Origin of the sequence: Anaerobacterium chartisolvens, assembly GCF_003337415.1 — a bacterium.
Taxonomy (GTDB): domain Bacteria; phylum Bacillota; class Clostridia; order Acetivibrionales; family DSM-27016; genus Anaerobacterium; species Anaerobacterium chartisolvens.
The window spans coordinates 77,902-100,986 of the sequence record NZ_QPJT01000005.1; the positions used below are offsets into that span (position 1 = coordinate 77,902).

The following is a 23,085-nucleotide window of genomic DNA, read 5'->3' on the forward strand; positions in this document are numbered from 1 at the left end:
CAAATTTAAGTTATGCATCTCTATTTATAATGCGAATACTGATCCAGAGAATATATCTCCGTTTCACCACGGCTTATTATGCGCTCTATTACCTGCAGCACCGCATTTACTGTATCAAACGACGTAATACACGGAACATTGTATTCTATGGCTGTCCTTCTGAGAAGGAAGCCCTGCCTTGACGGTATCTTGCCCTTCGACGGGGTATTTATTATAAATTGTATACTGTCATTTTTTATATAGTCCTGTATTTTACTGTGCGGAACCAGAGCGGCGTCAACGCCCGAAGCTAAAAGGTATGCACAGGTGTTTTCTGTTGCCATAAGCTTAAAGCCAAGCTCCTTAAGCCTTAAGGCAATTACTCTGCATTCCTCCTTATCCCTGTCCGATACCGACAGAAGAACATTTCCGCCTGAAGGTATCTTTAAGCCGGAGGCCACCAAAGCTTTATAGAGTGCGCTGTGATAATCCCTGTCCACACCCATTACCTCTCCTGTGGATTTCATCTCGGGGCCTAAGAACGTATCCACTGTGGCAAGCTTGGAAAAGGAAAACACAGGGGCCTTAACAGCAGTGTATTCACATTCCGGAGCAAGTCCCGGAGTATATCCAAGCTCGTTTAAGGTGCTTCCCATAATGAGCCTGGTTGCTACATTTACCATGGGGATCCCTGTTATTTTGCTCATTACCGGGACAGTGCGGCTTGCTCTGGGATTAACCTCTATAACATAGACCTTGCCGCTTTCATCAAGCACAAACTGTATGTTAAAAAGCCCCACGATTTCTAAAGCCTCCGCAAGCCTTGACGTATAATCTGCAACAGTGCTTTTGACTGTCTGGCTTATGGTCTTTGGAGGGTATACGGCTATGCTGTCTCCCGAGTGTACGCCTGCCCTTTCTATATGCTCCATTATGCCGGGGATAAGAACCTCTTTTCCATCACATATTCCATCAACCTCAAGCTCCATGCCCATTATATACTTGTCTATAAGCACGGGGTGCTTTGCGGATATATCAACCGCAAGTGACATATATTCCTCTAAGGACGAGTCGCTGAAAACAATTTCCATAGCCCTTCCGCCCAGCACATATGAGGGCCTGACAAGCACCGGGTAGCCTATACCGTTTGCTATTTCACGGGCTTGCTGGAATGAGAAGGCGGTGCTTCCGGGAGGTATTGGGATATCAAGCTTTTCAAGAAGCTTCAAAAATCTGTCCCTGTCCTCTGCGATGTCTATGCTTTCAACACTTGTACCTAGAATTTTTACACCCTCATTGTGAAGGGTTGCCGCAAGATTTATTGCTGTCTGGCCTCCGAACTGAACAATTATACCCACGGGTTTTTCCTTCTGTATTATGTCAAGAACACATTCCTTTGTCAACGGCTCAAAGTAAAGCTTATCGGAGGTATCAAAATCTGTGCTGACAGTCTCGGGGTTGTTGTTGATAATTATAGATTCCAGTCCCATTTCCTTTAGTGCCCTTACGGAGTGTACGCTGCAATAGTCAAATTCTATGCCCTGACCTATTCTTATGGGGCCTGAGCCTATGACAAGCACCTTTTGGTTATCCGATACCGTAACGTCATCCCGTTCCTCATAGGTTGAATAATAATAGGGAGTGACGGCCTCGAACTCTCCCGCGCAGGTGTCAACTATTTTATAAACGGGGTTTACCGGGAATTTATCCCTCAGCTCAAGTATTTTTTCCAGAGGCACATTAGCCAGATTGGCAATATAGGAATCGCCGAAGCCTATTTTCTTTGCCCTTGAGTACAGATCGTAGTCCAGCCATGCTATGCCAGAGGTTTTTATTTCTTCCGCCAGCTTTACAATTTTTTTGAGCTTCCTTATGAAAAACTGGTCTATCTTTGTAATATTTACTATTTCTCCTGCGGTGACACCCTTCTGAAGTGCCTTGCATATCGCAAATATTCTCTGGTCATTTGCCTGTCGTATAAACTCCATCAGCTCATCCACCGTCTTGTTTTCAAAAAGGCTTAAGCCGAGCTGGTAGTTGAATTTTATATCCAGTGAATCTATGGCCTTTAAAAGAGACTCTTCAAATGTTCTGCCTATGGCCATAACCTCGCCAGTGGCCTTCATCTGGGTGCCAAGGCTCCTGTCTGCCGTGGTAAATTTATCAAAGGGCCATCTGGGCACCTTGGTTACGATGTAGTCGAGGGCAGGCTCAAAGCAGGCGTAGGTGCTGCGGGTAACGGAATTTCTAATTTCGTCCAGATTAAGCCCCACCGCAATTTTTGCCGCAACCCGTGCTATGGGGTAGCCTGTTGCCTTTGAGGCCAGAGCACTTGAACGGCTTACTCTTGGATTTACCTCTATAACAACGTATTCCATGCTTGAGGGGTTAAGAGCAAACTGAATATTGCAGCCGCCTTTAATATCCAGAGCACGGATTATTTTTATTGAAGCTGAACGAAGCATCTGGTATTCAATATCAGACAATGTCTGGCTTGGGGCCACGACTATACTGTCGCCGGTATGCACACCGACAGGGTCGAAATTTTCCATATTGCATATAATAATGCAGTTGTCGGCGTTGTCCCTCATAACCTCATACTCAATTTCCTTCCAGCCCGCCACGCTCTGCTCAATCAATACCTGGCCTATCATGCTCAGCTTGAGGCCCTTGCCGCATATATACTTAAATTCGTCCATGTCCGAAGCAATTCCTCCGCCCGTGCCTCCAAGGGTATAGGCGGGGCGTATAATTATCGGAAAACCCACCTTTTCGGCGAAAGCCACCGCATCAGCAAGGCTGGTTACGATGGTGCTGTGCGGCACCTTTTCGTCTATTTCCTGCATGGTCAGTTTAAAAAGCTCTCTGTCCTCGGCCTTTTTTATAGATTGCAGGGAGGTTCCCAAAAGCTCTATACCCATTTCGTCGAGTATGCCGTCATTTGCAAGCTCTACCGCCATATTCAGGCCTGTTTGCCCGCCAAGAGACGCCAGAATACCGTCGGGACGCTCCTTTAGGATTATCTTTTTTACAAAGTCAAGATTAATGGGCTCTATATACACCTTGTCGGCAACCCCGGCATCAGTCATTATAGTGGCCGGATTGCTGTTTACAAGCACAACGTAATAGCCTTCCTCTCTAAGGGATTTGCAGGCCTGAGTCCCTGAATAGTCAAATTCTGCTGCCTGACCGATAATTATAGGTCCTGAGCCTATAACAAGGATCTTGTTAATATCATCTCTTTTTGGCATTTCAACCCTCCATTAGCCTTATGAAATCGTCAAAAATATATGCTGAATCCTGAGGACCCGGAGCGGCTTCGGGGTGGTACTGCACACTTATTACAGGCATGTTTTTATGCCTGAAGCCTTCCACGGTTCCGTCATTTACATTTAAATGGGTTATCTGCACATCGCTGCTGAAATCCTCCCTAAGCGCATAATTGTGGTTCTGAGAGGTTATATAGCAGCGCCCGGTAATATAATCCTTTACGGGGTGGTTTCCCCCGTGGTGGCCAAATTTAAGCTTATAGGTATTGCCTCCAAGTGACAGCCCGAGAAGCTGGTGCCCGAGGCATATGCCTAAAATAGGTTTTCTCCCAAGAAGCTTTTGTATAGTTGCCTTTACTGAAGGAAGATCGGAAGGATCGCCGGGGCCGTTTGATAAAAGTATACCGTCGGGCTTAAGCTCCATTATATCCTCATATGAGTAGAAGGCGGGCAGTACATGGATATCGCAGCCGCGGCTTTTAAGAGACCTTATAATGTTATGCTTCACTCCAAAATCCAGAAGAGCCACCTTTTTGCCCGCTCCCGGCTGGTGTACTGCCGTTTTTGTCGTTACCTCCATAACAAGATTTCTCTTAGCTTCCCTTTCCTTTGCGAGTCTTCCCATAAGAGTATCTATGTTGCCGCACTCGCTGGAAATTATACCGTACATGCTTCCAAATTTTCGTATATGCTGTGTTAATGCCCTTGTATCTATTGCCTTAATGCCCACGATGTTGTTTTTTATAAAATAATCCTCGGGGCTTACACTCGAACGCCAATTGCTGGGAGAATCGCAAAGCTCCTTTACAATAAAGCCCTGTATGTGGGGCTTATACGACTCGTTATCGTATGTGTTAAAGCCGTAATTGCCTATAAGGGGATAGGTCATGGTTACAATCTGCCCGTTATAGGACGGATCGGTGCAAATTTCCTGATACCCCGTCATGCATGTATTAAAAACCACCTCTCCTATGGATTCGCCCTTATATCCAAAGCCTTCTCCCGCAAAATACGTTCCGTCCTCCAGAACTAAAACCGATTTCATTATATCTCTCCTTTTATAATCGTTGCTCATTTCACTGTTAACCTGCCAGCTTATGGATTGCACTGTCCAGCACCCCTGTCATGCTGCCGATGTCCGGCTCTATTGCAATGAGGGGGGCAGTGCTTGCCAAACAATATATAGCTTTTTTAAGTATACCATTGCTTATACGATGCTTATAATTATACATAGAAATGTATAAAAATGCAATAAAAAAATAAAGTGCCTTATTTTTAGTTTAAATAAAGCACTTTATCTTAAGCTATTGGTATGTTAATTTTATCTACAGCAGCTTTTTAATTGTGTCAAAGAAGCTGAACTGGAGGGTTGAGTTTTTCTTGTCCAGATATGCCAGATAGCTTGAAAGGAGCTTGCTGTTTATGCCATAGACATCGCTGAACTGCATACTGTAGGTAAACAGCTTGTTCTTTGCCGATTTTCTTATTAATTTACCCTGAACATTTATTATCTGATTATCGGGAAGGTATATCCACATTTCGGTATCCTCTCCATAATCAAACTCATTCTTTGCCGTAAACGCAACGCCCCCTGAGGATATATTTGTGGTAATGCAGAAGTATTTTGCCTCTTTCCAGCATGACTTTATGCGTGAGGGCAAATAAGTATCATACCTCGGAGCACTTCTCGTGTTCACAATCTCATGGACACTATGAACAACAACCTTCACATGAGCAGGATAATCAGGAACAATATCGAATGCCACACCCTCAAACAAGTACTCAAAAAACTCATTGCAATATTTTATGGTTATTTTGCTTCCGTCCATGATTATATTTTGTATATAATACTGGGGAAGAGATATCCAAATTATGTTTTCAACACATCTGTAAATAACATTTTGATGCCATGTGTCATCATAACCAAGCTTTGTGCTGGCTACAAGCCCTTCCTTTAAAATAGAGGATATTCCAAACGGGTTCAATGCAAACACCTCCTGTCAAAAAAAACAGTTAATAATATACAGATCATGAAAACTATAGAAAAACAGCGCCGCTTTAAAGTAAATATGCTTTTCTGAAAATACAATATATTTTAAGTGCATTAGACAGTATAATATAATTAGTAAATGTAAGGTACCAAGGGTTATATATATATATTAATTCTCCATTATTTTGCAAATTCCTGCAAAAGATTTGAATTTAATAAAAAATCCGGTCCTTAAAAAGCGGCCGGATTTTCTGCGGGCAATAAGCAAAGAGGGATTGGACTATTTCACAGAGTCCCGTCATATCTGCTCCTGACTGTGGTATAGTATTTTTTCCTTCATAATCATAGTACCTATGCCCTTATACGTAAATATTTCAAGAAGTATGCAGTGAGGGATTCTCCCGTCTATTATATGGGTACGACCCACACCCTTTTCAAGAGCGTCAACACAGCCTAAAACCTTTGGTATCATGCCACCGCATATTATCTTTTTGTCTATAAGGTCATGAACCTCCTTAACTGTCAGCGCGGGAATGATGTCATTGCTGTCTCCCGACATTTTAACCCCCTCTACATCGGTCAGCAGCATAAGCTTTTCTGCCTTCAGGGCGGAGGCTATTTCGCCTGCGACGGTGTCGGCATTAATATTATAGCTTTCTCCTGCCGAGCCGACGCCTATAGGAGCCACTACGGGGATATATTCGTCCCTTGCTATCAGCTCCAGCACCTTTGAATTGATGTTTGTTATTTTGCCCACAAAGCCAAGATCCCCTTGGGATTCATCCGTGCCGGATTTATATTTTTCACATTCTATAAGCTTGCCGTCTATACCGCACAGCCCTATTGCCTTACTGCCCTTCTGGTTTAAAAGTGAAACTATTTCCTTATTGGTTTTTCCTACAAGAACCATCTGTGCAACCTCCATGGTTGCACTGTCGGTTACCCTGAGGCCGTTTATGAATTTGCTCTTTATATCAAGCCTATCAAGGGTTTTGTTAATATCCGGACCGCCTCCGTGAACTATGACAGGGTTCATGCCTATGTATTTAAGGAGAGTTATATCCTCCATCACGGAGTTTTTTAAGTCGTCGCTTATCATTGCATTCCCGCCGTACTTTATGACCACTGTTTTACCGTAAAGCCTTTGAATATACGGAAGCGCTTCAATTAATACCTCTGCCTTCTTTATTATATTTTCCATAGCCGACATATGTGTTATCCTCCTCATAAATTGGACTATATATTTAGCAATAAAGATTTTACATGGGGGATATAGTTTGCTGGAAGAAATTTTTTTTCACCCGTAAGGAATACATCTAAGAAAAGTGCCTGATGACATACCCGTGAGACATTTCCCCGCAAGGCGTCTTTTCGTTGTAGTTAAAAATTTCTATAAGCAATTATATCCTCTATGTTTGTAAAATCTTTATTGCATCCTATATATTAAACGAAATACTTAAAAATCCAAGCCTTTTTTCTCATCTATTCCAAGCATTATATTCATATTCTGTACCGCGGCACCGGACGCTCCCTTTCCTAAGTTGTCAAGCCTTGAAAGAAGAAGTATCCTGTCGTCGTTTCCAAAAACAAAAAGATGCAGGTAATTGGTACCGTTGCACTCCTCTGCTCCCAAATATCCGTTATCGAGATTGCTTTCAGCGTTATAAGGCATTACCCTTATAAAATGCTCATTCTTATAATAATCCGAAAAGAATTCCTGCAGCTCAGCGGCACCAAGCCTTTTGGGAAGAAGCCTTGGCATAATAGGAACAGCCACAGACATTCCCTGATAAAAGCAGCTTACAATAGGAGTGAATAATGGAGCAAAATCCAGCGAGCATACCTTCTGCATTTCAGGTAAATGCTTGTGGGTGAGCCCCAGTGAATAAAAGCGGGGACTCTTAAGACGTTCGGAATTTTCCGTAATATCCTCATATTGCTCTATAAGCTTTTTGCCGCCTCCGCTGTAGCCGCTTACCGAATGGCAGGTTAAAGGGTAATCCGAAGGAATTATTCCCTCTTTTACAAGGGGGTACACGGCAGCATTAAAGCCTGTGGCAAAGCAGCCCGGCACTGAAACCCTCATGGAGGATTTAATGCGTTTGCGGTGCTCCGCACTTAGCTCAGCAAGACCGTATGCCCATCTGTCGTCGGTTCTGTGAGCCGTGCTTGCATCTATTATCCGCGTTCTGTCGTTTTCCACAAGGGAAACGGATTCTCTGGCAGCAGCATCAGGAAGACACAGGAAAACTATATCAGCTTCGTTTAACAGCCTTTTGCGCTCGCTGGTATCCTTTCTTTTTTGGGGGTCTATTTTGAGAATGATCACATCATCACGCAGGTTGAGTCTCTCATTTATCTTAAGGCCTGTGGTGCCCTCCTGTCCGTCTACAAATATTTTATGCTTCATTAAATAAAACCTCCTGTCGGCATAATTGCCGGTAAAAAATAAAAATGCTTTACTGCGCGCTATACAGCTTAAAGCAGCAATAATTTATAATTATACAATTGAGTGCATAAAAATTCAAGGGAAAACTAAAAAATATTGTAAGGATATTATTCAAAAGCTGTGTGAGGGCATTTTATGCAATGTTACTAAATACAAAAAATCAATTTTGTTTAAAAATGTACTGGTTGATAAAGTTGAGAAATGATATATTATAGGTGTATATACTAGCCGTGTTGGTAAAAAAAATAGGAGGGGAAAAAATGGCAAGTTTAAAATTGAAAAATATCTATAAAAAGTACGAGGGCGGAGTTATTGCTGTAAATGATTTCAACTTGGACATCGAGCACAGGGAGTTTATTGTTCTGGTAGGACCTTCAGGATGCGGAAAGACTACTACTCTAAGAATGATCGCCGGTTTGGAAGAAATATCGGAAGGTGAGCTTTATATTGGGGATAAGCTTGTAAATGATGTTCAGCCCAAGGACAGAGATATAGCAATGGTTTTCCAAAACTATGCGTTGTATCCTCATATGACTGTATTTGATAACATGGCTTTCGGATTGAAACTTAGAAAGACTCCAAAGGATGAGATAAAGAGAAGGGTAGGCGAGGCGGCAAAGATTCTTGGTATAGAGCATTTGCTGGACAGAAAGCCCAAGGCTTTGTCAGGAGGCCAGAGGCAGAGGGTTGCTTTAGGCCGTGCAATGGTACGTGAGCCAAAGGTATTCCTGCTTGACGAGCCTCTGTCAAACCTTGACGCAAAGTTAAGGGTTCAGATGAGAAGTGAGATAGGCAAGCTGCACCAGAGACTTCAGACAACCTTCGTATACGTTACGCATGACCAGACTGAGGCCATGACGATGGGTACCAGAATAGTTGTTATGAAGGACGGCTTTATTCAGCAGGTTGACACCCCTACGGCTATATATGACAGGCCCAACAATTTGTTTGTCGCAGGCTTTATAGGAAGCCCTCAGATGAACTTTATGAACGCACAGCTTGTAAAGCGCGGAGATGAGCTGCATCTTCTCTTCGGAAAGGATGACGTAAAGCTTCCCGAAGGAAAGGCTAAAAAGCTTGAAGGGAGCGTTTATATAGGAAAAGAAGTGATTATGGGTATAAGACCCGAGAATATACATGACGAGGAGGTATTCCTCCAGTCAATGCCGGACGGCGTAGTTGACGCCGACATATCGCTCGTGGAAATGCTTGGTTCCGAGACGCTGCTGTACATTGTTGTTAACGGCGCTGACTTTATCGCAAAGGTAAATCCAAGGATAAAGGCTAAGGCGGGAGAAAAAATAAAGCTGGCATTTGACATGAACAAGATACACTTATTTGACAAGGAAACTGAGAGAATAATAATTAACTAAAATTACAAAATAAAATTATATTATATTATATGAAGAGGAAGATAAAATTTTATCTTCCTCTTTTGGTTTTTTAGTGTATAATTAATTATGAATATGTTAAGGTTATCTGTAATCGGTCTGAAGCTTAGGATTTAATATACTAAATTGAGGTTCTAAATTTAAGCTGCGGGCCGTAAACCGTGAAACTGGAGGAGCAGCTTTTGTCTAAAAAACTTTTTCAAAATTTGATGTGCCAGGTTCAGGAGATAATAGATGAGGAAGTTGGACTTATAAATGATTCCGGCCTTGTTATCGCCTGTTCCAGCGAGAGCAGAATCGGGCAGGAGGATAGCTTGATACAAAGCGTTATTAGCTCCAAGGATGATTTGGTTGTTATAGACAATATTTCATTCAAGAAGATTTATATAAAGGGAAAGCTTGAGTTTATAGCCTTTATTTTGTCGAATAGCGAGATGAGCCAAAAATATCTTTCTCTGATGGCTATTAATATTATAAACATAAAGACCTATTATGACGAAAAATTTGACAGGAGCAATTTCCTTAAAAATGTTATAAACGGAAGAATTCTGGCGGGAGATGTTCAGATAAAGGCTAAAGAGCTGCATATAATGCACAATGCCTGGAGGACGGTGTTTCTTATAAATACTGGTAAAAACCAGGAGGTATATGCCCATGAAGTAATACAGGAGCTCTTTCCAAACAGGCTTAAGGATTTTATTATAGTGCTTGATGACGAGAACATTGTACTGATAAAGGAGATAAAGAATAACGAGGACTTTAAGGAAACGGATAAAATTGCTCAGGCTATTGTCGATACGTTAAACACAGAATCCATGGTCAAGGCTATGATAGGGATAGGCACGGCAGTAGACAGCATAATGGATATAGGACGCTCCTTTAGGGAGGCTCAGACTGCGCTTAAGGTAGGGGCAATATTTGAAAATGACAAGTATATTATAAACTATAATAACCTGGGGATAGGAAGGCTCATTTATAAACTGCCTGAGCAGCTTTGCAGGCTTTTTCTCAAAGAAGTGTTTAAAAATGGCTCGTTTGAGTCTCTTGACGCAGAATATATATTAACTATTCAAAAGTTTTTTGAGAATAATCTCAATGTGAGTGAGACTTCAAGGCAAATGTTTGTACACAGGAATACTCTTGTGTATAGGATGGACAAAATTCAGAAGGTGACAGGGCTTGATATAACAAAATTTGATGATGCTATAATTTTAAAATTTGCAATGCTGGTAAAGAGGTATCTGGATAAGGGACAGGCTGTTCTGCAAATGGACGGCCTGAAGGAAGCTGAAGACGGAGAGAACCTTTAAATCTTAAAAAGCAGGTGCTTTTATATTTTAATAATCGGGGTGTATTCAAAGGTGGTAGAGGTTAAGAATGTTACAAAAAGATATCCTAACGGAACAGTAGCGCTCAAGAATGTAAGCGTTAAGATAAACAAGGGTGAATTTGCTTTTATTATCGGTTCAAGCGGTTCTGGCAAGTCCACTCTTATAAAGATGATTTTAAAGGAGGAGAATCCTACCGAGGGAGATGTTTTTATAAACGGCTATGAGGTATCGGCGATGAGAAGGAAGGACATCCCCGTGCTTAGAAGAAGTCTGGGTATTGTTTTTCAGGATTTCAGGCTTTTGCCGGGAAAGACGGTTTATGAAAACGTTGCGTTTGCCATGCAGATTGTAGAGGCTCTTCCAAAAGAGATAAGAAGGCAGGTGCCTATGGCTCTTGCACTCGTGGGAATAAGCAGGAAGGCCAATGCTTATCCGGGTCAGCTCTCGGGGGGTGAGCAGCAGAGGGTGGCTTTGGCGAGGGCACTGGTTAATAATCCGTCTCTTCTTGTTGCCGACGAGCCTACGGGGAATCTCGATCCTGAAAACTCATGGGAAATAATGAGGCTTTTAAACGAAATAAATCAGAGGGGCACTACGGTAGTTATAGCAACCCATGAGAAATATATTGTGGATGCCATGAGGAAGAGGGTGGTAGTGCTCGACAAGGGTATATTAGTGAGGGATCAGCAGAAAGGATTATATGGCGATGAAGATAAGAACTACCAAATACATAATTAAGGAAGGCTTTATAAACGCTTATAAGAATAAGCTTATGTCGCTGGCTTCACTTAGCATAATTACAGCCTCTCTTATCATATTCGGAGTATTTTTTCTGGCGGCGGTAAATTTAAGGCATAACATCAGAACTCTTGAGGAGCAGCCTGAGATACAGGTTTTCTGTTACCTTGAGCTGGACGAAACCCAAATAAATATAATAGAGGAGGACATAAAGGGCAACCCGTATGTCCGCGAATACAAGGCAGTAAGCAAGAGGGAGGCTTTTGAAAAGGTCAAAACAGAAATGTTTGACGGTAAGGAGTCGGTATTGGAGGGCCTTGACGAAAGCATAATGCCTGTTTCCTATATCATAAAGCTTGAGGACTCTTCAAAAAGCCGTGAGGTTGTAGAGCACTACAGGGGCTTAAGCGGTGTGGAAAAGGTATCCTATCCTCAGCAGGCCATTGATTTTATTTCCCGAATTACATACTGGATACCCCTTATAAGCAGCCTCTTGCTGGGGATATTGCTTCTGGTATCCATGCTGATAATATCCAACACCATTAAGCTTACGGTGTTTGCCAGAAGAAGAGAAATCAATATCATGAAATATATAGGTGCCACAGACTGGTTTATCCGCTGGCCTTTTATAGTGGAAGGTGTTATAATAGGGATTGTGGGTGCTGTCTTTGCATTTGCGGTTGTGGGTTATGGGTATAATGCGCTTGAGGGCAGGATTACCGAGGATATGGCTAAAATAGGAGTAGATATAATAAAAATAGTAGGGATTAAAGACATAGCCATCCAGATTGTGGGGATTTATTGTTTAATAGGAGTGGCCGTAGGAGCGGTAGGGAGCTTCATATCTATAAGAAAATATCTGCAGGTATAGAATAGAATTGGTAAAACGGGGGGTTAACTAATGAGAAGAGGGATTCTGTGGGTTTTGATTATTTCAATATCATTGGTGTGGGTTCTGCCTGTACGGGCAGATCAACTGTCTGATTACAACAAGCAAAAGAACGATGTTAAAAGCCAGTTAAATTCTATAAACGGTGAAAAGGGCAAAATAAAGGACAGCATACAGGACAAGAAAAAGGAAAAGCAGTATCTGGAGAATCAGCAGCAGAACAGAGAAAAGGAATATCAGAAGCTTAAGACCGAGAAGGAAGAGCTTGAGGCTGTGCTGACAGAGCTTGAGAGAAGCTACAGTGAGTGCGAGCAGGAGTACAATAACCAAAGGGAGCTTTTAAAGACACGCATTAGGGTAATGTATGAGAATTCAAGCACATCCTATCTTCAGACTCTTATAGAGTCAAAAAGCATGACGGATTTTTTTGAAAGGCTTGAGCTTATCTCTGCCATATCAAAAAATGATAAGCTGATTGTAGACAATCTGGAAAATGCAAAGAAGGATCTCGATTCCAAGAAGAAAAGGAAGGAAGAAGAAAAGCTCCTTACCTTGAAGAAGGTCAGGGAGAAGCAAACTGCAATAACTCAGATAAAGATATCAAGAGCCGATACCGACAAGGATATTCAAAAATATGAGGTTGCGTTGGAGCTTCTGGAAAAGAGAGAGGATGAGCTGCAAAAACGCTCTAAGGAGATAAACAAGCAGATTGAAAAGCTGATGAGCGCGGGCAAGTACACCGGCGGCGTCATGAAATGGCCTGTTCCAAGCTCTACTACAATTACCTCAGGATACGGCAACAGGCTTCACCCTATACTTAAAAAATATAAGGTACATACAGGAATTGATATAGGTGCAAAAAGCGGAGCGTCAATAACTGCCGCAGCAAATGGAACTGTTATTAAGGCTGAATGGGATACGGCTTATGGAAACATGCTGGTTATTGATCACGGAGGGAAAATAGCCACGTTATACGGGCATTGCAGCAAGCTGCTTGTCGGTGTGGGAGACAAGGTGGAAACGGGACAGACAATAGCGAAGGTTGGCTCCACAGGCTGGTCAACCGGTCCTCATCTGCATTTTGAGGTAATAAAGGATGGTGCCAGCACAGACCCCATAAGCTATTTAAAGGGGAAATAGTACATAAATTGCACATTAATTTTATATCATACAATATAAACCCGGAATAAATTCCGGGTTTAATAGTATTTACGGGAGCATATAATTTAAAAGCAGGGTTAACGGTACATTTAACTTTTTTAGCTTTAAGAAAAGAACAAAGAGCAGAGGGAGTGTTTGCTTATTGTACAAGAATAATAAAGATTTGACGAATAAGGTTTTGCTTGTAGCAGCAACGGCAGTGATTTCTTTTGGCATTTCAGTATTGGTATTTGCGGGCTGGCTACGGGTTAATCCTCCGGGAATAACCTTTGACAATAAATCGGTCAGCAAAACCGCTGTAAGCAAATTTAACAGCGTGCGTGAAATATTAAAATCCCAATATTATGAAAACGTTGACGACAATACCCTTATCGAGGGCGCAATATCAGGGATGGCCGGTGCAATGGGAGACAGGTATACCTCTTATTTCAGCAAGGATAAGTGGCAAATGTTTCAGCAGGACTTAACAGGAAGCTTTGTGGGCATTGGGGTTATGGTACACACAGCCAGCGATGGGCTTTTAACCGTAATGGAGGTTTTTGAGGGATCTCCTGCAAAGGCTGCGGGAGTTTTACCCGGAGATAAGGTAGTAAAGGTGGATGGTAAGGATGTAAGCGACGAGGAAGAGGACACAATTATAAAAATGATTAAGGGTAAAGAGGGGACGGAGGTGCAGCTGGCAGTTCTAAGGCCCTCTGAGAGTAACCTTATTGAGCTTCATATTACAAGGAGGCGCATAAAGGAGGAAAATATAAACAGCAGAATGCTGTCTGATAACATAGGGTATATAAGAATTATTAAGTTCGACAGTGAAATAGCAAGGTATTTTAAGGATAATATTGATTCACTTACCCAAAAGGGTATGCGTGGACTGGTTATAGATGTAAGGGATAATCCCGGCGGTTATTACAATCAGGTGGTGTCTATAGCGGATATGCTTCTCCCTAAATGCACAATAGTGTATACCGAGGATAAAGACCAAAAAAAGGAATACAAATACTCAGACGCAAAGCAGTTGAATATGCCTGTAATAGTCCTTGTAAACGGAAACAGCGCAAGTGCGTCGGAAATTCTTGCAGGAGCGATTAAGGACAATAAAAGGGGAACTCTGGTGGGCACCAGAACTTATGGAAAGGGGCTTGTGCAGGCATCATTCAATCTTGAGGACGGCTCCGGGCTTAAAGTTACGGTACAGCGATATTTTACTCCGTCGGGGGTATGTATACAGGGAAAGGGCATTGATCCGGACATAGAGGTGCTGCAGGATGAAAAGTATCGGAGCACCCCTGTTTCAAATATCCCGCAGGAGGATGATTTGCAGCTTAGCAAGGCGCTTGAATTGGCGGAGAGCGAATTGAGGCGATAGTGTATCACACTGTGTATAAAAAAAATTTTTTTCCATAAACTACTTTGCAGGAGGTGGAGATATGGAAAAAAAGGAAAATGAAAAGGAACTGAAGCTTAAATACGAAATTGCTTCTGAGCTGGGGCTGTTTGAGAAGGTAAAGCAGTCGGGATGGAAAAGCCTGACCGCTAAAGAGACAGGCAGAATAGGCGGGCTTATGACTAAGAGAAAAAAGCTAATGCAAATTGATAAGAGTCAGCAAATATAAATTGCTGGCTTTTGTATTATAATTTATAATTATATAGGACACGATAAAGATTTTACAAACATAGAGGATATAATTGCTTACAGAAATTTTTAATAGCAACGAAAAGACGCCTTGCGGGGAAATGTCTCACGGGTATGTCATCAGGCGCTTTTCTTAGATGTATTCCTTACGGGTGAAAAAAATTTCTTCCATCAAGTTATATCCTCAATATAAAATCTTTATCGATACATATATAAAAGGGCAGGCTGTATTTGATGAAAGATATACTGCTTGTGCTTATAAAATACAATTGTGAGGTAGAAATATGTATAGAGGCTTTGCTTATATATATGATAAATTAATGTACGACGTTGATTATGAAAAATGGGTCTGTTATATACAGGACATATTTAAAAAAAATGAAGTAAGTCCTTCTCTGGTATTGGATTTGGGATGTGGAACGGGTAATTTCTGCATTGAAATGGCACAAAAGGGATTTGATATGATAGGGATAGACATATCTCCTGATATGCTGTCCTGTGCAAGAGAGAAATCTATTAAAAAGGGGCTTGACAATATCCTGTACCTTAATCAGGACATGAGGGATTTTGAATTGTATGGAACGGTTGATGCTATAGTATGCCTTATGGACAGCGTAAACTATATTACAGCAAAAAATGATGTGAAGAAAATATTCAAGCTTGTTGCAAACTACTTAAATCCCGAAGGACTGTTTATTTTTGATATAAATAGCTGCTATAAGCTTAAGGATATACTAGGGAATAATTTATATTATGATATAGGAGATGACGCGGCATATATATGGCAGAATAGCTATGAGGCGAAAAAGAGACAGTGTATATTTGATCTGACTTTTTTTATCAGAAGAGGAGAGTTGTTTGAAAAGTGTGAGGAGGTTCATTCCCAAAGGGCATATTCAGTCAGTGAAATTGAGAGCATGTTAAGCTTTGGAGGACTAAAGACCGTAAGTATATTTGACAGCCTGACATTTAATCCTCCTCACTCTAAAAGCGAGAGAATTTTTTTTGTGAGCAAAAAAATTTGTAATAAATAAAAGGGGGACTTTATGGGTTTTTTTGAAGAGGTGTATGAGGCTGTTAAAAATATTCCAAAGGGAAAAGTATCAACCTACGGACAGATAGCAAAATTAATTGGACGTCCGAGAAGCGCTAAGGTTGTCGGATGGGCGCTGCATTCAAATCCGTATTTCGGCGTTGTGCCGTGTCACAGGGTTGTGAACAGAAAGGGAGAATTGAGCGGCGGCTTCGCTTTCGGAGGAAGCGAAATTCAGAAAAAAATGCTTGAGCAAGAGGGAATAGCATTTGATAATATGGGCACAATAAATTTGGAGAAGTATCTATGGAAGTTTTAATATAAACAAGCGTTAACATAAACATCAAAATTATTTGATTGACAAGCAGTTGGTTTATGTGTTACACTTTTAGATGTTTGGTAAAAAGTAAATTACATACCAAACCATAGTAATTATTCAGGAGGAATGCAAGAATGGAAACAGGAAGAGTAAAATGGTTCAATGCTGAAAAGGGTTTTGGCTTCATTGAGAGAGATGGAGGAAACGATGTTTTTGTACATTTTTCAGCTATAACAATGGAAGGCTTTAAGACATTGGAAGAAGGAACAGAGGTTCAGTTTGATGTGGTTGAAGGTGCTAAGGGACCGCAGGCTGCAAATGTTCAGAGGGCGTAGTTGAAGGTGCTAAGGAACCGCAGACTGTGATGTTCAGAATGCTATGTAATTTAAAGTTTAATAAGACTTTAACATAGATTTGAATAGCCAGTAATTACCCCGGTACATATATGTACCGGGGTTTTCGATATATTGGGATGAAAGGAAAAGTTCAGATGGAGGACTATATTGTTTCGGCTACTGCTGCTGGCGGCACCGTAAGAGCTTTTGCGGCTTCAACCACAAATATGGTAAAGCAGGCTGCAGAGATGCACGGCCTTTCGCCCGTGGCTTCAGCGGCATTGGGCAGAAGTTTGACGGCATCAGCCATCATGTCTAAGATGCTGAAAGGCGAAAGAGATACAATAACAATACAGATTAAGGGAGACGGGCCATTAGGGGGAATTGTCGTCATATCCGATTCAAACGCAAACACGCGGGGATACGTACACAACACTCAGGTAGAGCTGCCTCTTAGTGATGAAGGAAAGCTCAATGTAGGAGAGGCTGTGGGCAAAAACGGGTATATGAATGTCATAAAGGATCTTGGGCTGAAGGAGCCTTACATAGGATATGTGAACCTTATATCGGGTGAAATCGCGGAGGACATAGCCTATTACTTTGCCTCGTCGGAGCAGGTGCCATCTGTAGTTGCGCTGGGTGTGCTTATTGATTCAGACGGAAGCGTAATAAATGCGGGAGGCTATATTATACAATTAATGCCCGGAGCAGAGGAGCAGATGATAAGGTATATAGAGAACACTATAGCGTCTATTCCGTCCGTAAGCGCTATGCTGGCATATGGAGAAACTCCTGAGGGTATTCTTGATATAATTTTTGGAGAGAAGGATCTCAAAATTAATTCAAAGAGCCGGTGTGCTTATTTATGCAATTGCTCCAGAGAAAGAATGGAGAGAAACCTCATAAGCCTTGGAAGGGCCGAAATTCTGAGCATAATGGAGGAGCAGCGCAGTGCTGAGCTTCAATGCCATTTCTGCAACAGCAAGTACCAGTTTTCAGAAGAACAGCTTAGGACTTTAATAAACGAGCTGTAGAATTAAAAAAATAGGTTGCTGTTCTCTGTAAGCTAGAAATACAAAGCATTCCGAAGGAATGGAGAGTCTTATCAAATTAATTTTAAAATAAACAGTTTTTTGGTATTGACTTTGAATTAATATTTTTGTATACTATTCATTGTCGCTTAACTTGTAAGAGCAGCGGCAAATTGGGGGCGCTTAGCTCAGCTGGGGGAGCACCTGCCTTACAAGCAGGGGGTCATAGGTTCGAGCCCTATAGTGCCCACCAAATATGGCCCGGTAGTTCAGTTGGTTAGAATGCCAGCCTGTCACGCTGGAGGTCGAGGGTTCGAGCCCCTTCCGGGTCGCCAAAAAACTTTATAAAGACACAAAGGGGTCTCGAACCCCCTTTTGGGTCGCTATATTTGCCCAGATAGCTCAGTCGGTAGAGCAGAGGACTGAAAATCCTCGTGTCGCTGGTTCGATTCCGGCTCTGGGCACCAGAAGTAAGCAAGAGCCAGAGGGTAGAGTTTTAGATGCATCAGTATAAAGTTAGACTCCGGCCTTGGAAATTTTTTTTATAGATTTGCGGGTTTAACTCAGTGGTAGAGTGTCACCTTGCCAAGGTGAAAGTCGCGCGTTCAAATCGCGTAACCCGCTCCAAACTTTTTTTATATTTATGGTGCCATAGCCAAGTGGTAAGGCAGAGGTCTGCAAAACCTCTATTCCCCAGTTCAAATCTGGGTGGCACCTCCAAAAAAGAATCCTCAAAAGCCTTGATTTCAAGACTTTTGGGGATTTTTGTTTTATCGGGTGTTTTTATCAACCTAAATTCCCGAATTATTATACAATACAACCGTAAAATCCAGTAAAATCAACACTTTTAGAACCTAAATTCCCGCGAAATTATACTATACACTAAAAGCTGAGGTGTTGCAATATGGCATTAGATAACTCTGTAAAAGTTCCGTTACCTGGGCAGGGAATAGTAAAATATAAAAGTGGGGATGTTGTCTATGTCTATTACATTACTCGAATATATAGAAACGAGAAAGGCAAGCCCACCAATGACAGGGTTTCTATTGGTAAAATTGATGCTGAAACAGGAATGCTTATTCCTAACAGGAACTATTATGAAATTTATGCGAAAAGTAATCCTTTGAAAGATAGCGATATTGAATCGATAAAAAGCTGTGGAGTAACCTTTGCGATTGATAGCCAGTTTAGAGAGACCGGGTTGTATGATGTCATAAAGAGAAGGTTCCCGAAAAATGCTGATAAAATCATAGCGCTGGCGGAGTACATGCTTTGCGAAGGTAATGTTATGTCATACTATGAAGATTGGTATGATGAAGTTTATCCCTACAATGGGACTAAACTTGGTTCGGCTGAAATCAGCCGTGTTTTTCAATCCATTGATTACAAGAGCAGAATGGATTTTTTCAGGACATGGATTTATGCGAGGAAGCAATCAGAATACATAGCCTATGATGTTACGTCATTTTCGTCTTACTCATCAGGAATTGAGGCTTTGGAGTGGGGCTACAACAGAGATAAAGAAAGCCTCCCGCAGCCTAATTTTGCAATGTATTATGGACAAGAAAGCATGCTGCCGCTTTACTATTGTATGTATCCTGGGAGTGTGCCAGATAAAACCCATCTGGTGTATATGCTGAGAGATAATGAATTGATTGGGTGTAAAAATGCAAAATATGTATTAGACAGAGGGTTCTTCAGTGCGGATAACTTGAAATACATGACCGATGCAGGAGCCAGATTTATAGTCAGCGTTCCAAATTCCTCCTCGTTTGCAAAAGAATTAATCGACAAATATAGAAGTGAGATTGTAAACCGTTCAGAATGCAGAATAAGTTGAAAGAGTATATGAGTACCAACTGCATATCATTTACTACAGTATTAAAAGAACTCCGGAAAATTAAGTATGTTGTAACAAGGGACGGAAGAAAATTTCTGTCCCCGGTCACAAAAAAGCAAAGGGATATTCTGAGTGAATGCAGTGTTTCTGCTGATGATTTAACATCATGGTTTGCAGCTATTCCTGTATAGGATAATTTCGCGGGAATTTAGGTTATAAGAGAAGCAGAATGAATTTTTATTTTTAAATCATTGATATGACTTATCCCCGCAATTGTAGTCACTTACAATCATTAATCCGGAGGCATTCTCTCTGTCTATGAAATCAGAATAAGGTCACAGCTTCCTTGTCTTTAAATAGTGTAACTTTTCCCAGCATTAAATCGGATAGTGAGAGACTGTCTTTATAATATAGGAATTGAATGGTTAGAAAGTTAGCATTTCCTGATACATATTTGCCTTGCCTCTCACGAATATTTCTACTTGGCTTATCAAAAACAGTTAATAAATCTTCGGGCTTTATTTCACTTAATTTCATCTCAATACCTCCTACGTTATAGTTTTTCCTACATTAAAGTTCGGGCAGGAGAGCGCCTTCAGTGCAGCTCTCAAAGTTTGTTGATTACCATCTCAATCCATTCCATCTGTATCATGTGATTACTCATATGACACATAAAATCAAAAAAGCTACCTCACAAAGAGATAGCTTTTTTCAACGGAAATTTAAGCAAGATAAACATTAGTTGCTTGCAGACCACGTTGACCTTTTTCCATATCAAAGCTCACTCTTTGTCCTTCATCCAAGCTTTTGTAGCCACTTGACTGGATTGAAGAAAAATGAACGAATACATCATCTCCACCATCCACGGTAATAAAACCAAATCCTTTTTCTGCGTTGAACCATTTTACTGTACCATTATTCATGTTGGTACCTCCATCGATTATATTATATTTCGTTGCAAAAACAAAAGCACATATTTTTGTAAATGATTTTAATGTTTAAATCATTTACAAAAATATGTGCAAATAATTATCACTTTTAAATACTTCTTCAGTTTAGCACATATATAACGATGTGTCAAATAATCTAACAAAATATAGCTATTTGACAATTAGTGCTTGAATAACCGATCATACTTATGTTGAATAGTATTTAGAATTTGAACAAGTTAATAAAATAGTGTAGTATTATTATAAAAGCTAAATTGCCTAGGGTAATATATAGATAAGGAACTCTTAAGGTAATTTTCCTAGGCGGGATGATGGCGTGTCATATCAGCTTGTACCGTGCCTGGAAATCGCTAATTTATAGTTCGATATCAATAGTAGTAAAAATATAGCTTTAAAAGGGAGCAGAATGAAAAATTATAAAATAATTGTCCAATACGATGGAAGCAAAATTGAAATAAATCCTTCGCAAGTTATTCCTGTAAAATTACTATGTAAACTATTTGGGGATAAGGAAAATGTGATATATGTTAATACCATCGTATCTTGTGAATGAGCAGTTTGATGATCGCTATTTTGATGTGGTTAATGCGTTGGACGAAGCGCAACAGATTTATTTTAGGAATAATAATCTAATTGAGCGGATTACTATGGGGATAGAATCGAAAACGCCTTTTATAATTGGTGAAACAGGTTTTGGCGCTGGACGCGTGGCACTTTCACTTATGGAATTTATGGAGAATAGCGGTTTGAAAAATGTTTCTATAGAATATAATTCAGTTGAATTGTATCCCTTGAGTCCTGAGAGAATGCTCGATATCCTAAACGGATTTAAAGATCGGGTCGGTGAAGGGATTGATACACTTGTGGAAGCATATCGAAGTATTGATATGTCGGTATCTGGCTGGCATTCAATGAAAATACAGCAATCATTTGGAACGCTTGAGCTTAATCTTTGGATAGGTGAAGCGCTTGAAATGGTGAATGCTTTGGAAAAGCCCTGTGATGTCTGGTTTCTTGATGGGCACAGTCCAAAAAAAAATCCTTCAATATGGCGCCCAGAGTTGCTTGCGGGAATTGGGAAAAAGACAAAAACGGGAGGCACCTGTGCCACTTTTACTGTAGCAGGTGCTGTGAAAAGTGCCCTCATATCCGCAGGCTTTACACTTAAGAAACTTCCTGGGTGCGGTGGGAAAAATGAAGTTCTGCACGGAGTGAAAGGTTGAGTTGGAAGTTGCTCATTATGAAGATTAAAATTTAATAGCATTGTAGAATATATGTAATGACAACACAAAAACAAGAAAGGAAAACAATATGGATGTAAATTTCTCTTCTCTCGGTGTTAATCAGGAATTGGACAATATTTTAAAGAAAAATGGCATCACTGAACCGACATCGGTTCAAATAGAGTCTATACCTCAGTTAATAGCGGGAAAGGATATTATAGCACAGGCACAAACTGGTACAGGAAAGACACTTGCTTTTTTGCTGCCAATTATCCAGCGAATTAATACAGCTGAACCTCTTATACAAGCTTTGATTATAACACCTACCAGGGAACTGGCAATTCAGATTACAGCTGAAGTCAAAAAGCTAATTTTGGAAACTGAGATAAAAATATTAGCGGCATATGGTGGTCAAGATGTAGAGAGTCAGATTAGAAAGCTAAAAGGTTCTATTCAAATTGTAATTGGAACACCAGGACGTTTGTTGGATCATCTTAGAAGGGGCAGCGTTGATTTTAAGAAATTAAAAATTTTGGTACTAGATGAAGCAGATCAAATGCTAGACATGGGATTTTCTAAAGACATTGAGATGATCATACGCCAGACATCCAAAGCGCATCAGACAATGCTTTTTTCTGCAACTATGTCCAGAGGAGTTCGAGTATTGGCTGCTCAATATTTGAAAAGTCCTGCTCAGGTTCATATACAAAGTAAAAATATTACGCTGGATGGGATTAAGCAGCTTGTAATTAAAACTACTGATAGAGCAAAACAAGATGCACTTGTAAAGATTATTGAAGAGGAAAATCCTTTTATGGCAATAATTTTTTGCCGGACCAAACGGCGTGCAAGTAATCTTAATCAAGCTTTGCAGAATAGAGGTTATAATACTGATGAACTTCATGGTGATATAACTCAAGCAAAACGTGAAAAGGTAATGAAGTTATTTAGAAACACAAAAATACATTTTCTTGTTGCTACTGATGTTGCTGCTAGAGGGCTGGATATTGAAGGGGTCACGCATATATTTAACTATGATATTCCAGAGGATGCTGAAAGCTACATACATCGCATTGGCCGTACTGGGAGAGCAGGACAGACAGGCAAAGCAATTACTTTTGCCACGCTTAAGGATCAGGAGTCTTTAGCGTTAATTGAAAAAGGAATTCAAATCAAATTAGAAATACGTAGAATAGCCGCAGAAGAATTATCTGCAAAAAAAGAAGGCGTAAGCGGAAGCACAAGGAAGTGGAGCAAAGATAGAAGAATACCGGAAAGTGGTAGCCAAAGCTATGGGAATAGAAATTCGGCTAGAAATTACGGTAAAAAACCTGAAAGAGAAACCAGATTTGGCAAGTCTACATCATCAAACAGGAAGCTCAACAGTGGGGAAAAGCCTAGCAAAAGAAAATCTTTGCACAGGTACGAAAACGGGCGGTAAAGAAACCCAAAAAATATATATTGCCACCAAGTATCAGGTCTATTCGGGTATGTCATGTTAATCAAAGAAATATCACCCTTTTA

At 40.8% G+C, this 23,085-nt stretch carries 23 protein-coding genes and 5 tRNA genes; 20 read left to right on the forward strand and 8 right to left on the reverse strand.

Annotated features, from left to right (window positions below; translation table 11 throughout):
- Nucleotides 1–20: 20 nt before the first annotated feature.
- From carB to argC, 6 genes are all read right to left on the reverse strand, one after another.
- On the reverse strand, nt 21–3,230 hold the full coding sequence (carB, locus tag DFR58_RS05795; protein ID WP_114296868.1) for a carbamoyl-phosphate synthase (glutamine-hydrolyzing) large subunit: 3,210 nt from the start codon (nt 3,228–3,230) through the stop codon (nt 21–23).
- A 1-nt stretch (nt 3,231) separates the two neighbouring features.
- Entirely contained in the window at nt 3,232–4,293 is a 1,062-nt protein-coding gene (gene carA / locus DFR58_RS05800) for a glutamine-hydrolyzing carbamoyl-phosphate synthase small subunit (RefSeq protein ID WP_114296983.1), read from the reverse strand.
- A 37-nt stretch (nt 4,294–4,330) separates the two neighbouring features.
- Nucleotides 4,331–4,480 carry a hypothetical protein gene (locus tag DFR58_RS22140; protein ID WP_207659137.1) on the reverse strand — a complete coding sequence of 50 codons (150 nt, stop codon included), beginning with the start codon at nt 4,478–4,480 and terminating at the stop codon, nt 4,331–4,333.
- A 93-nt stretch (nt 4,481–4,573) separates the two neighbouring features.
- On the reverse strand, nt 4,574–5,233 hold the full coding sequence (locus tag DFR58_RS05805) for a PilZ domain-containing protein (RefSeq protein WP_114296869.1): 660 nt from the start codon (nt 5,231–5,233) through the stop codon (nt 4,574–4,576).
- A gap of 303 nt (nt 5,234–5,536) precedes the next feature.
- Nucleotides 5,537–6,439, reverse strand: a complete 903-nt coding sequence (gene argB / locus DFR58_RS05810) for an acetylglutamate kinase (RefSeq protein ID WP_114296984.1) — start codon at nt 6,437–6,439, stop codon at nt 5,537–5,539.
- A gap of 255 nt (nt 6,440–6,694) precedes the next feature.
- On the reverse strand, nt 6,695–7,648 hold the full coding sequence (gene argC / locus DFR58_RS05815; RefSeq protein ID WP_114296870.1) for an N-acetyl-gamma-glutamyl-phosphate reductase: 954 nt from the start codon (nt 7,646–7,648) through the stop codon (nt 6,695–6,697).
- Nucleotides 7,649–7,947: 299 nt separating this feature from the next.
- Here argC and DFR58_RS05825 point away from each other — a divergent pair, with 299 nt between their 5' ends.
- The 18 genes from DFR58_RS05825 (at nt 7,948) to DFR58_RS22145 (ending at nt 19,579) form a co-directional block, all read left to right on the forward strand.
- Entirely contained in the window at nt 7,948–9,060 is a 1,113-nt protein-coding gene (locus DFR58_RS05825; RefSeq protein WP_114296872.1) for an ABC transporter ATP-binding protein, read from the forward strand.
- A gap of 200 nt (nt 9,061–9,260) precedes the next feature.
- Nucleotides 9,261–10,388 (forward strand): PucR family transcriptional regulator, encoded by a 1,128-nt coding sequence (locus DFR58_RS05830; protein ID WP_114296873.1) that lies wholly within the window; start codon nt 9,261–9,263, stop codon nt 10,386–10,388.
- A 51-nt stretch (nt 10,389–10,439) separates the two neighbouring features.
- The gene (gene ftsE / locus DFR58_RS05835; protein WP_114296985.1) at nt 10,440–11,147 is read left to right on the forward strand and encodes a cell division ATP-binding protein FtsE; all 708 of its coding nucleotides are present in this window, start codon (nt 10,440–10,442) and stop codon (nt 11,145–11,147) included.
- Nucleotides 11,110–12,018 (forward strand): permease-like cell division protein FtsX, encoded by a 909-nt coding sequence (gene ftsX, locus DFR58_RS05840; protein ID WP_242987409.1) that lies wholly within the window; start codon nt 11,110–11,112, stop codon nt 12,016–12,018. Before ftsE ends, ftsX begins: the two co-directional genes overlap by 38 nt.
- Nucleotides 12,019–12,048: 30 nt before the next feature.
- A complete protein-coding gene (locus tag DFR58_RS05845) occupies nt 12,049–13,176 on the forward strand; it encodes a murein hydrolase activator EnvC family protein (protein WP_114296875.1) in 1,128 nt (375 codons plus the stop codon).
- A gap of 184 nt (nt 13,177–13,360) precedes the next feature.
- A complete protein-coding gene (locus DFR58_RS05850; protein ID WP_242987410.1) occupies nt 13,361–14,563 on the forward strand; it encodes a S41 family peptidase in 1,203 nt (400 codons plus the stop codon).
- Between the two features lie 61 nt (nt 14,564–14,624).
- Nucleotides 14,625–14,810: an alpha/beta-type small acid-soluble spore protein gene (locus DFR58_RS05855; RefSeq protein WP_114296877.1), complete on the forward strand. Its 186-nt coding sequence runs from the start codon at nt 14,625–14,627 to the stop codon at nt 14,808–14,810.
- A gap of 304 nt (nt 14,811–15,114) precedes the next feature.
- Nucleotides 15,115–15,864: a class I SAM-dependent DNA methyltransferase gene (locus DFR58_RS05860; protein WP_242987412.1), complete on the forward strand. Its 750-nt coding sequence runs from the start codon at nt 15,115–15,117 to the stop codon at nt 15,862–15,864.
- Between the two features lie 12 nt (nt 15,865–15,876).
- Complete coding sequence (locus DFR58_RS05865) at nt 15,877–16,182, forward strand: MGMT family protein (RefSeq protein WP_114296879.1); 306 nt, start codon at nt 15,877–15,879, stop codon at nt 16,180–16,182.
- Nucleotides 16,183–16,316: 134 nt separating this feature from the next.
- The gene (locus tag DFR58_RS05870; RefSeq protein ID WP_114296880.1) at nt 16,317–16,517 is read left to right on the forward strand and encodes a cold-shock protein; all 201 of its coding nucleotides are present in this window, start codon (nt 16,317–16,319) and stop codon (nt 16,515–16,517) included.
- 137 nt (nt 16,518–16,654) lie between these two features.
- Nucleotides 16,655–17,551 carry an Hsp33 family molecular chaperone HslO gene (gene hslO / locus DFR58_RS05875; RefSeq protein ID WP_479722726.1) on the forward strand — a complete coding sequence of 299 codons (897 nt, stop codon included), beginning with the start codon at nt 16,655–16,657 and terminating at the stop codon, nt 17,549–17,551.
- A gap of 174 nt (nt 17,552–17,725) precedes the next feature.
- Nucleotides 17,726–17,801, forward strand: a tRNA-Val gene (locus tag DFR58_RS05880).
- Nucleotides 17,802–17,806: 5 nt separating this feature from the next.
- A tRNA-Asp gene (locus DFR58_RS05885) sits at nt 17,807–17,883 on the forward strand.
- Nucleotides 17,884–17,939: 56 nt separating this feature from the next.
- A tRNA-Phe gene (locus tag DFR58_RS05890) sits at nt 17,940–18,015 on the forward strand.
- A gap of 85 nt (nt 18,016–18,100) precedes the next feature.
- Nucleotides 18,101–18,175, forward strand: a tRNA-Gly gene (locus DFR58_RS05895).
- Between the two features lie 18 nt (nt 18,176–18,193).
- Nucleotides 18,194–18,268: transfer RNA gene (locus tag DFR58_RS05900), tRNA-Cys, on the forward strand.
- A gap of 184 nt (nt 18,269–18,452) precedes the next feature.
- Nucleotides 18,453–19,388: an IS1634 family transposase gene (locus DFR58_RS05905; protein WP_114296882.1), complete on the forward strand. Its 936-nt coding sequence runs from the start codon at nt 18,453–18,455 to the stop codon at nt 19,386–19,388.
- Nucleotides 19,373–19,579, forward strand: a complete 207-nt coding sequence (locus DFR58_RS22145; RefSeq protein WP_207659139.1) for a hypothetical protein — start codon at nt 19,373–19,375, stop codon at nt 19,577–19,579. Before DFR58_RS05905 ends, DFR58_RS22145 begins: the two co-directional genes overlap by 16 nt.
- A gap of 133 nt (nt 19,580–19,712) precedes the next feature.
- On the opposite strand, the gene DFR58_RS05915 is transcribed toward DFR58_RS22145, so the two are convergent.
- Nucleotides 19,713–19,925, reverse strand: a complete 213-nt coding sequence (locus DFR58_RS05915) for a hypothetical protein (RefSeq protein WP_114296884.1) — start codon at nt 19,923–19,925, stop codon at nt 19,713–19,715.
- A gap of 185 nt (nt 19,926–20,110) precedes the next feature.
- Complete coding sequence (locus tag DFR58_RS05920) at nt 20,111–20,311, reverse strand: cold-shock protein (RefSeq protein WP_114296885.1); 201 nt, start codon at nt 20,309–20,311, stop codon at nt 20,111–20,113.
- Nucleotides 20,312–20,862: 551 nt separating this feature from the next.
- Between DFR58_RS05920 and mnmC2 the strand changes: the two genes are divergently transcribed.
- Both mnmC2 and DFR58_RS05930 read left to right on the forward strand, forming a co-directional pair.
- The gene (gene mnmC2 / locus DFR58_RS05925) at nt 20,863–21,561 is read left to right on the forward strand and encodes a tRNA (5-methylaminomethyl-2-thiouridine)(34)-methyltransferase MnmC2 (protein WP_114296886.1); all 699 of its coding nucleotides are present in this window, start codon (nt 20,863–20,865) and stop codon (nt 21,559–21,561) included.
- Nucleotides 21,562–21,649: 88 nt separating this feature from the next.
- A complete protein-coding gene (locus tag DFR58_RS05930) occupies nt 21,650–23,002 on the forward strand; it encodes a DEAD/DEAH box helicase (RefSeq protein ID WP_114296887.1) in 1,353 nt (450 codons plus the stop codon).
- The last annotated feature ends 83 nt before the right edge of the window (nt 23,003–23,085 follow it).

Excerpts from the sequence above, each read along its gene's own strand:
- DFR58_RS05930 (WP_114296887.1), top strand. The coding sequence starts at position 21,650 with ATGGATGTAAATTTCTCTTCTCTCGGTGTTAATCAGGAATTGGACAAT.
- DFR58_RS22145 (WP_207659139.1), top strand. The coding sequence starts at position 19,373 with ATGCAGAATAAGTTGAAAGAGTATATGAGTACCAACTGCATATCATTT.
- DFR58_RS05860 (WP_242987412.1), top strand. The coding sequence starts at position 15,115 with ATGTATAGAGGCTTTGCTTATATATATGATAAATTAATGTACGACGTT.
- DFR58_RS22140 (WP_207659137.1), bottom strand. The coding sequence starts at position 4,480 with ATGTATAATTATAAGCATCGTATAAGCAATGGTATACTTAAAAAAGCT.
- DFR58_RS05870 (WP_114296880.1), top strand. The coding sequence starts at position 16,317 with ATGGAAACAGGAAGAGTAAAATGGTTCAATGCTGAAAAGGGTTTTGGC.
- DFR58_RS05845 (WP_114296875.1), top strand. The coding sequence starts at position 12,049 with ATGAGAAGAGGGATTCTGTGGGTTTTGATTATTTCAATATCATTGGTG.
- argC (WP_114296870.1), bottom strand. The coding sequence starts at position 7,648 with ATGAAGCATAAAATATTTGTAGACGGACAGGAGGGCACCACAGGCCTT.
- hslO (WP_479722726.1), top strand. The coding sequence starts at position 16,655 with ATGAAAGGAAAAGTTCAGATGGAGGACTATATTGTTTCGGCTACTGCT.
- carA (WP_114296983.1), bottom strand. The coding sequence starts at position 4,293 with ATGAAATCGGTTTTAGTTCTGGAGGACGGAACGTATTTTGCGGGAGAA.
- argB (WP_114296984.1), bottom strand. The coding sequence starts at position 6,439 with ATGGAAAATATAATAAAGAAGGCAGAGGTATTAATTGAAGCGCTTCCG.
- DFR58_RS05905 (WP_114296882.1), top strand. The coding sequence starts at position 18,453 with ATGGCATTAGATAACTCTGTAAAAGTTCCGTTACCTGGGCAGGGAATA.
- mnmC2 (WP_114296886.1), top strand. The coding sequence starts at position 20,863 with ATGTTAATACCATCGTATCTTGTGAATGAGCAGTTTGATGATCGCTAT.
- DFR58_RS05825 (WP_114296872.1), top strand. The coding sequence starts at position 7,948 with ATGGCAAGTTTAAAATTGAAAAATATCTATAAAAAGTACGAGGGCGGA.
- DFR58_RS05920 (WP_114296885.1), bottom strand. The coding sequence starts at position 20,311 with ATGAATAATGGTACAGTAAAATGGTTCAACGCAGAAAAAGGATTTGGT.
- DFR58_RS05915 (WP_114296884.1), bottom strand. The coding sequence starts at position 19,925 with ATGAAATTAAGTGAAATAAAGCCCGAAGATTTATTAACTGTTTTTGAT.
- DFR58_RS05855 (WP_114296877.1), top strand. The coding sequence starts at position 14,625 with ATGGAAAAAAAGGAAAATGAAAAGGAACTGAAGCTTAAATACGAAATT.
- DFR58_RS05865 (WP_114296879.1), top strand. The coding sequence starts at position 15,877 with ATGGGTTTTTTTGAAGAGGTGTATGAGGCTGTTAAAAATATTCCAAAG.
- carB (WP_114296868.1), bottom strand. The coding sequence starts at position 3,230 with ATGCCAAAAAGAGATGATATTAACAAGATCCTTGTTATAGGCTCAGGA.
- ftsX (WP_242987409.1), top strand. The coding sequence starts at position 11,110 with ATGGCGATGAAGATAAGAACTACCAAATACATAATTAAGGAAGGCTTT.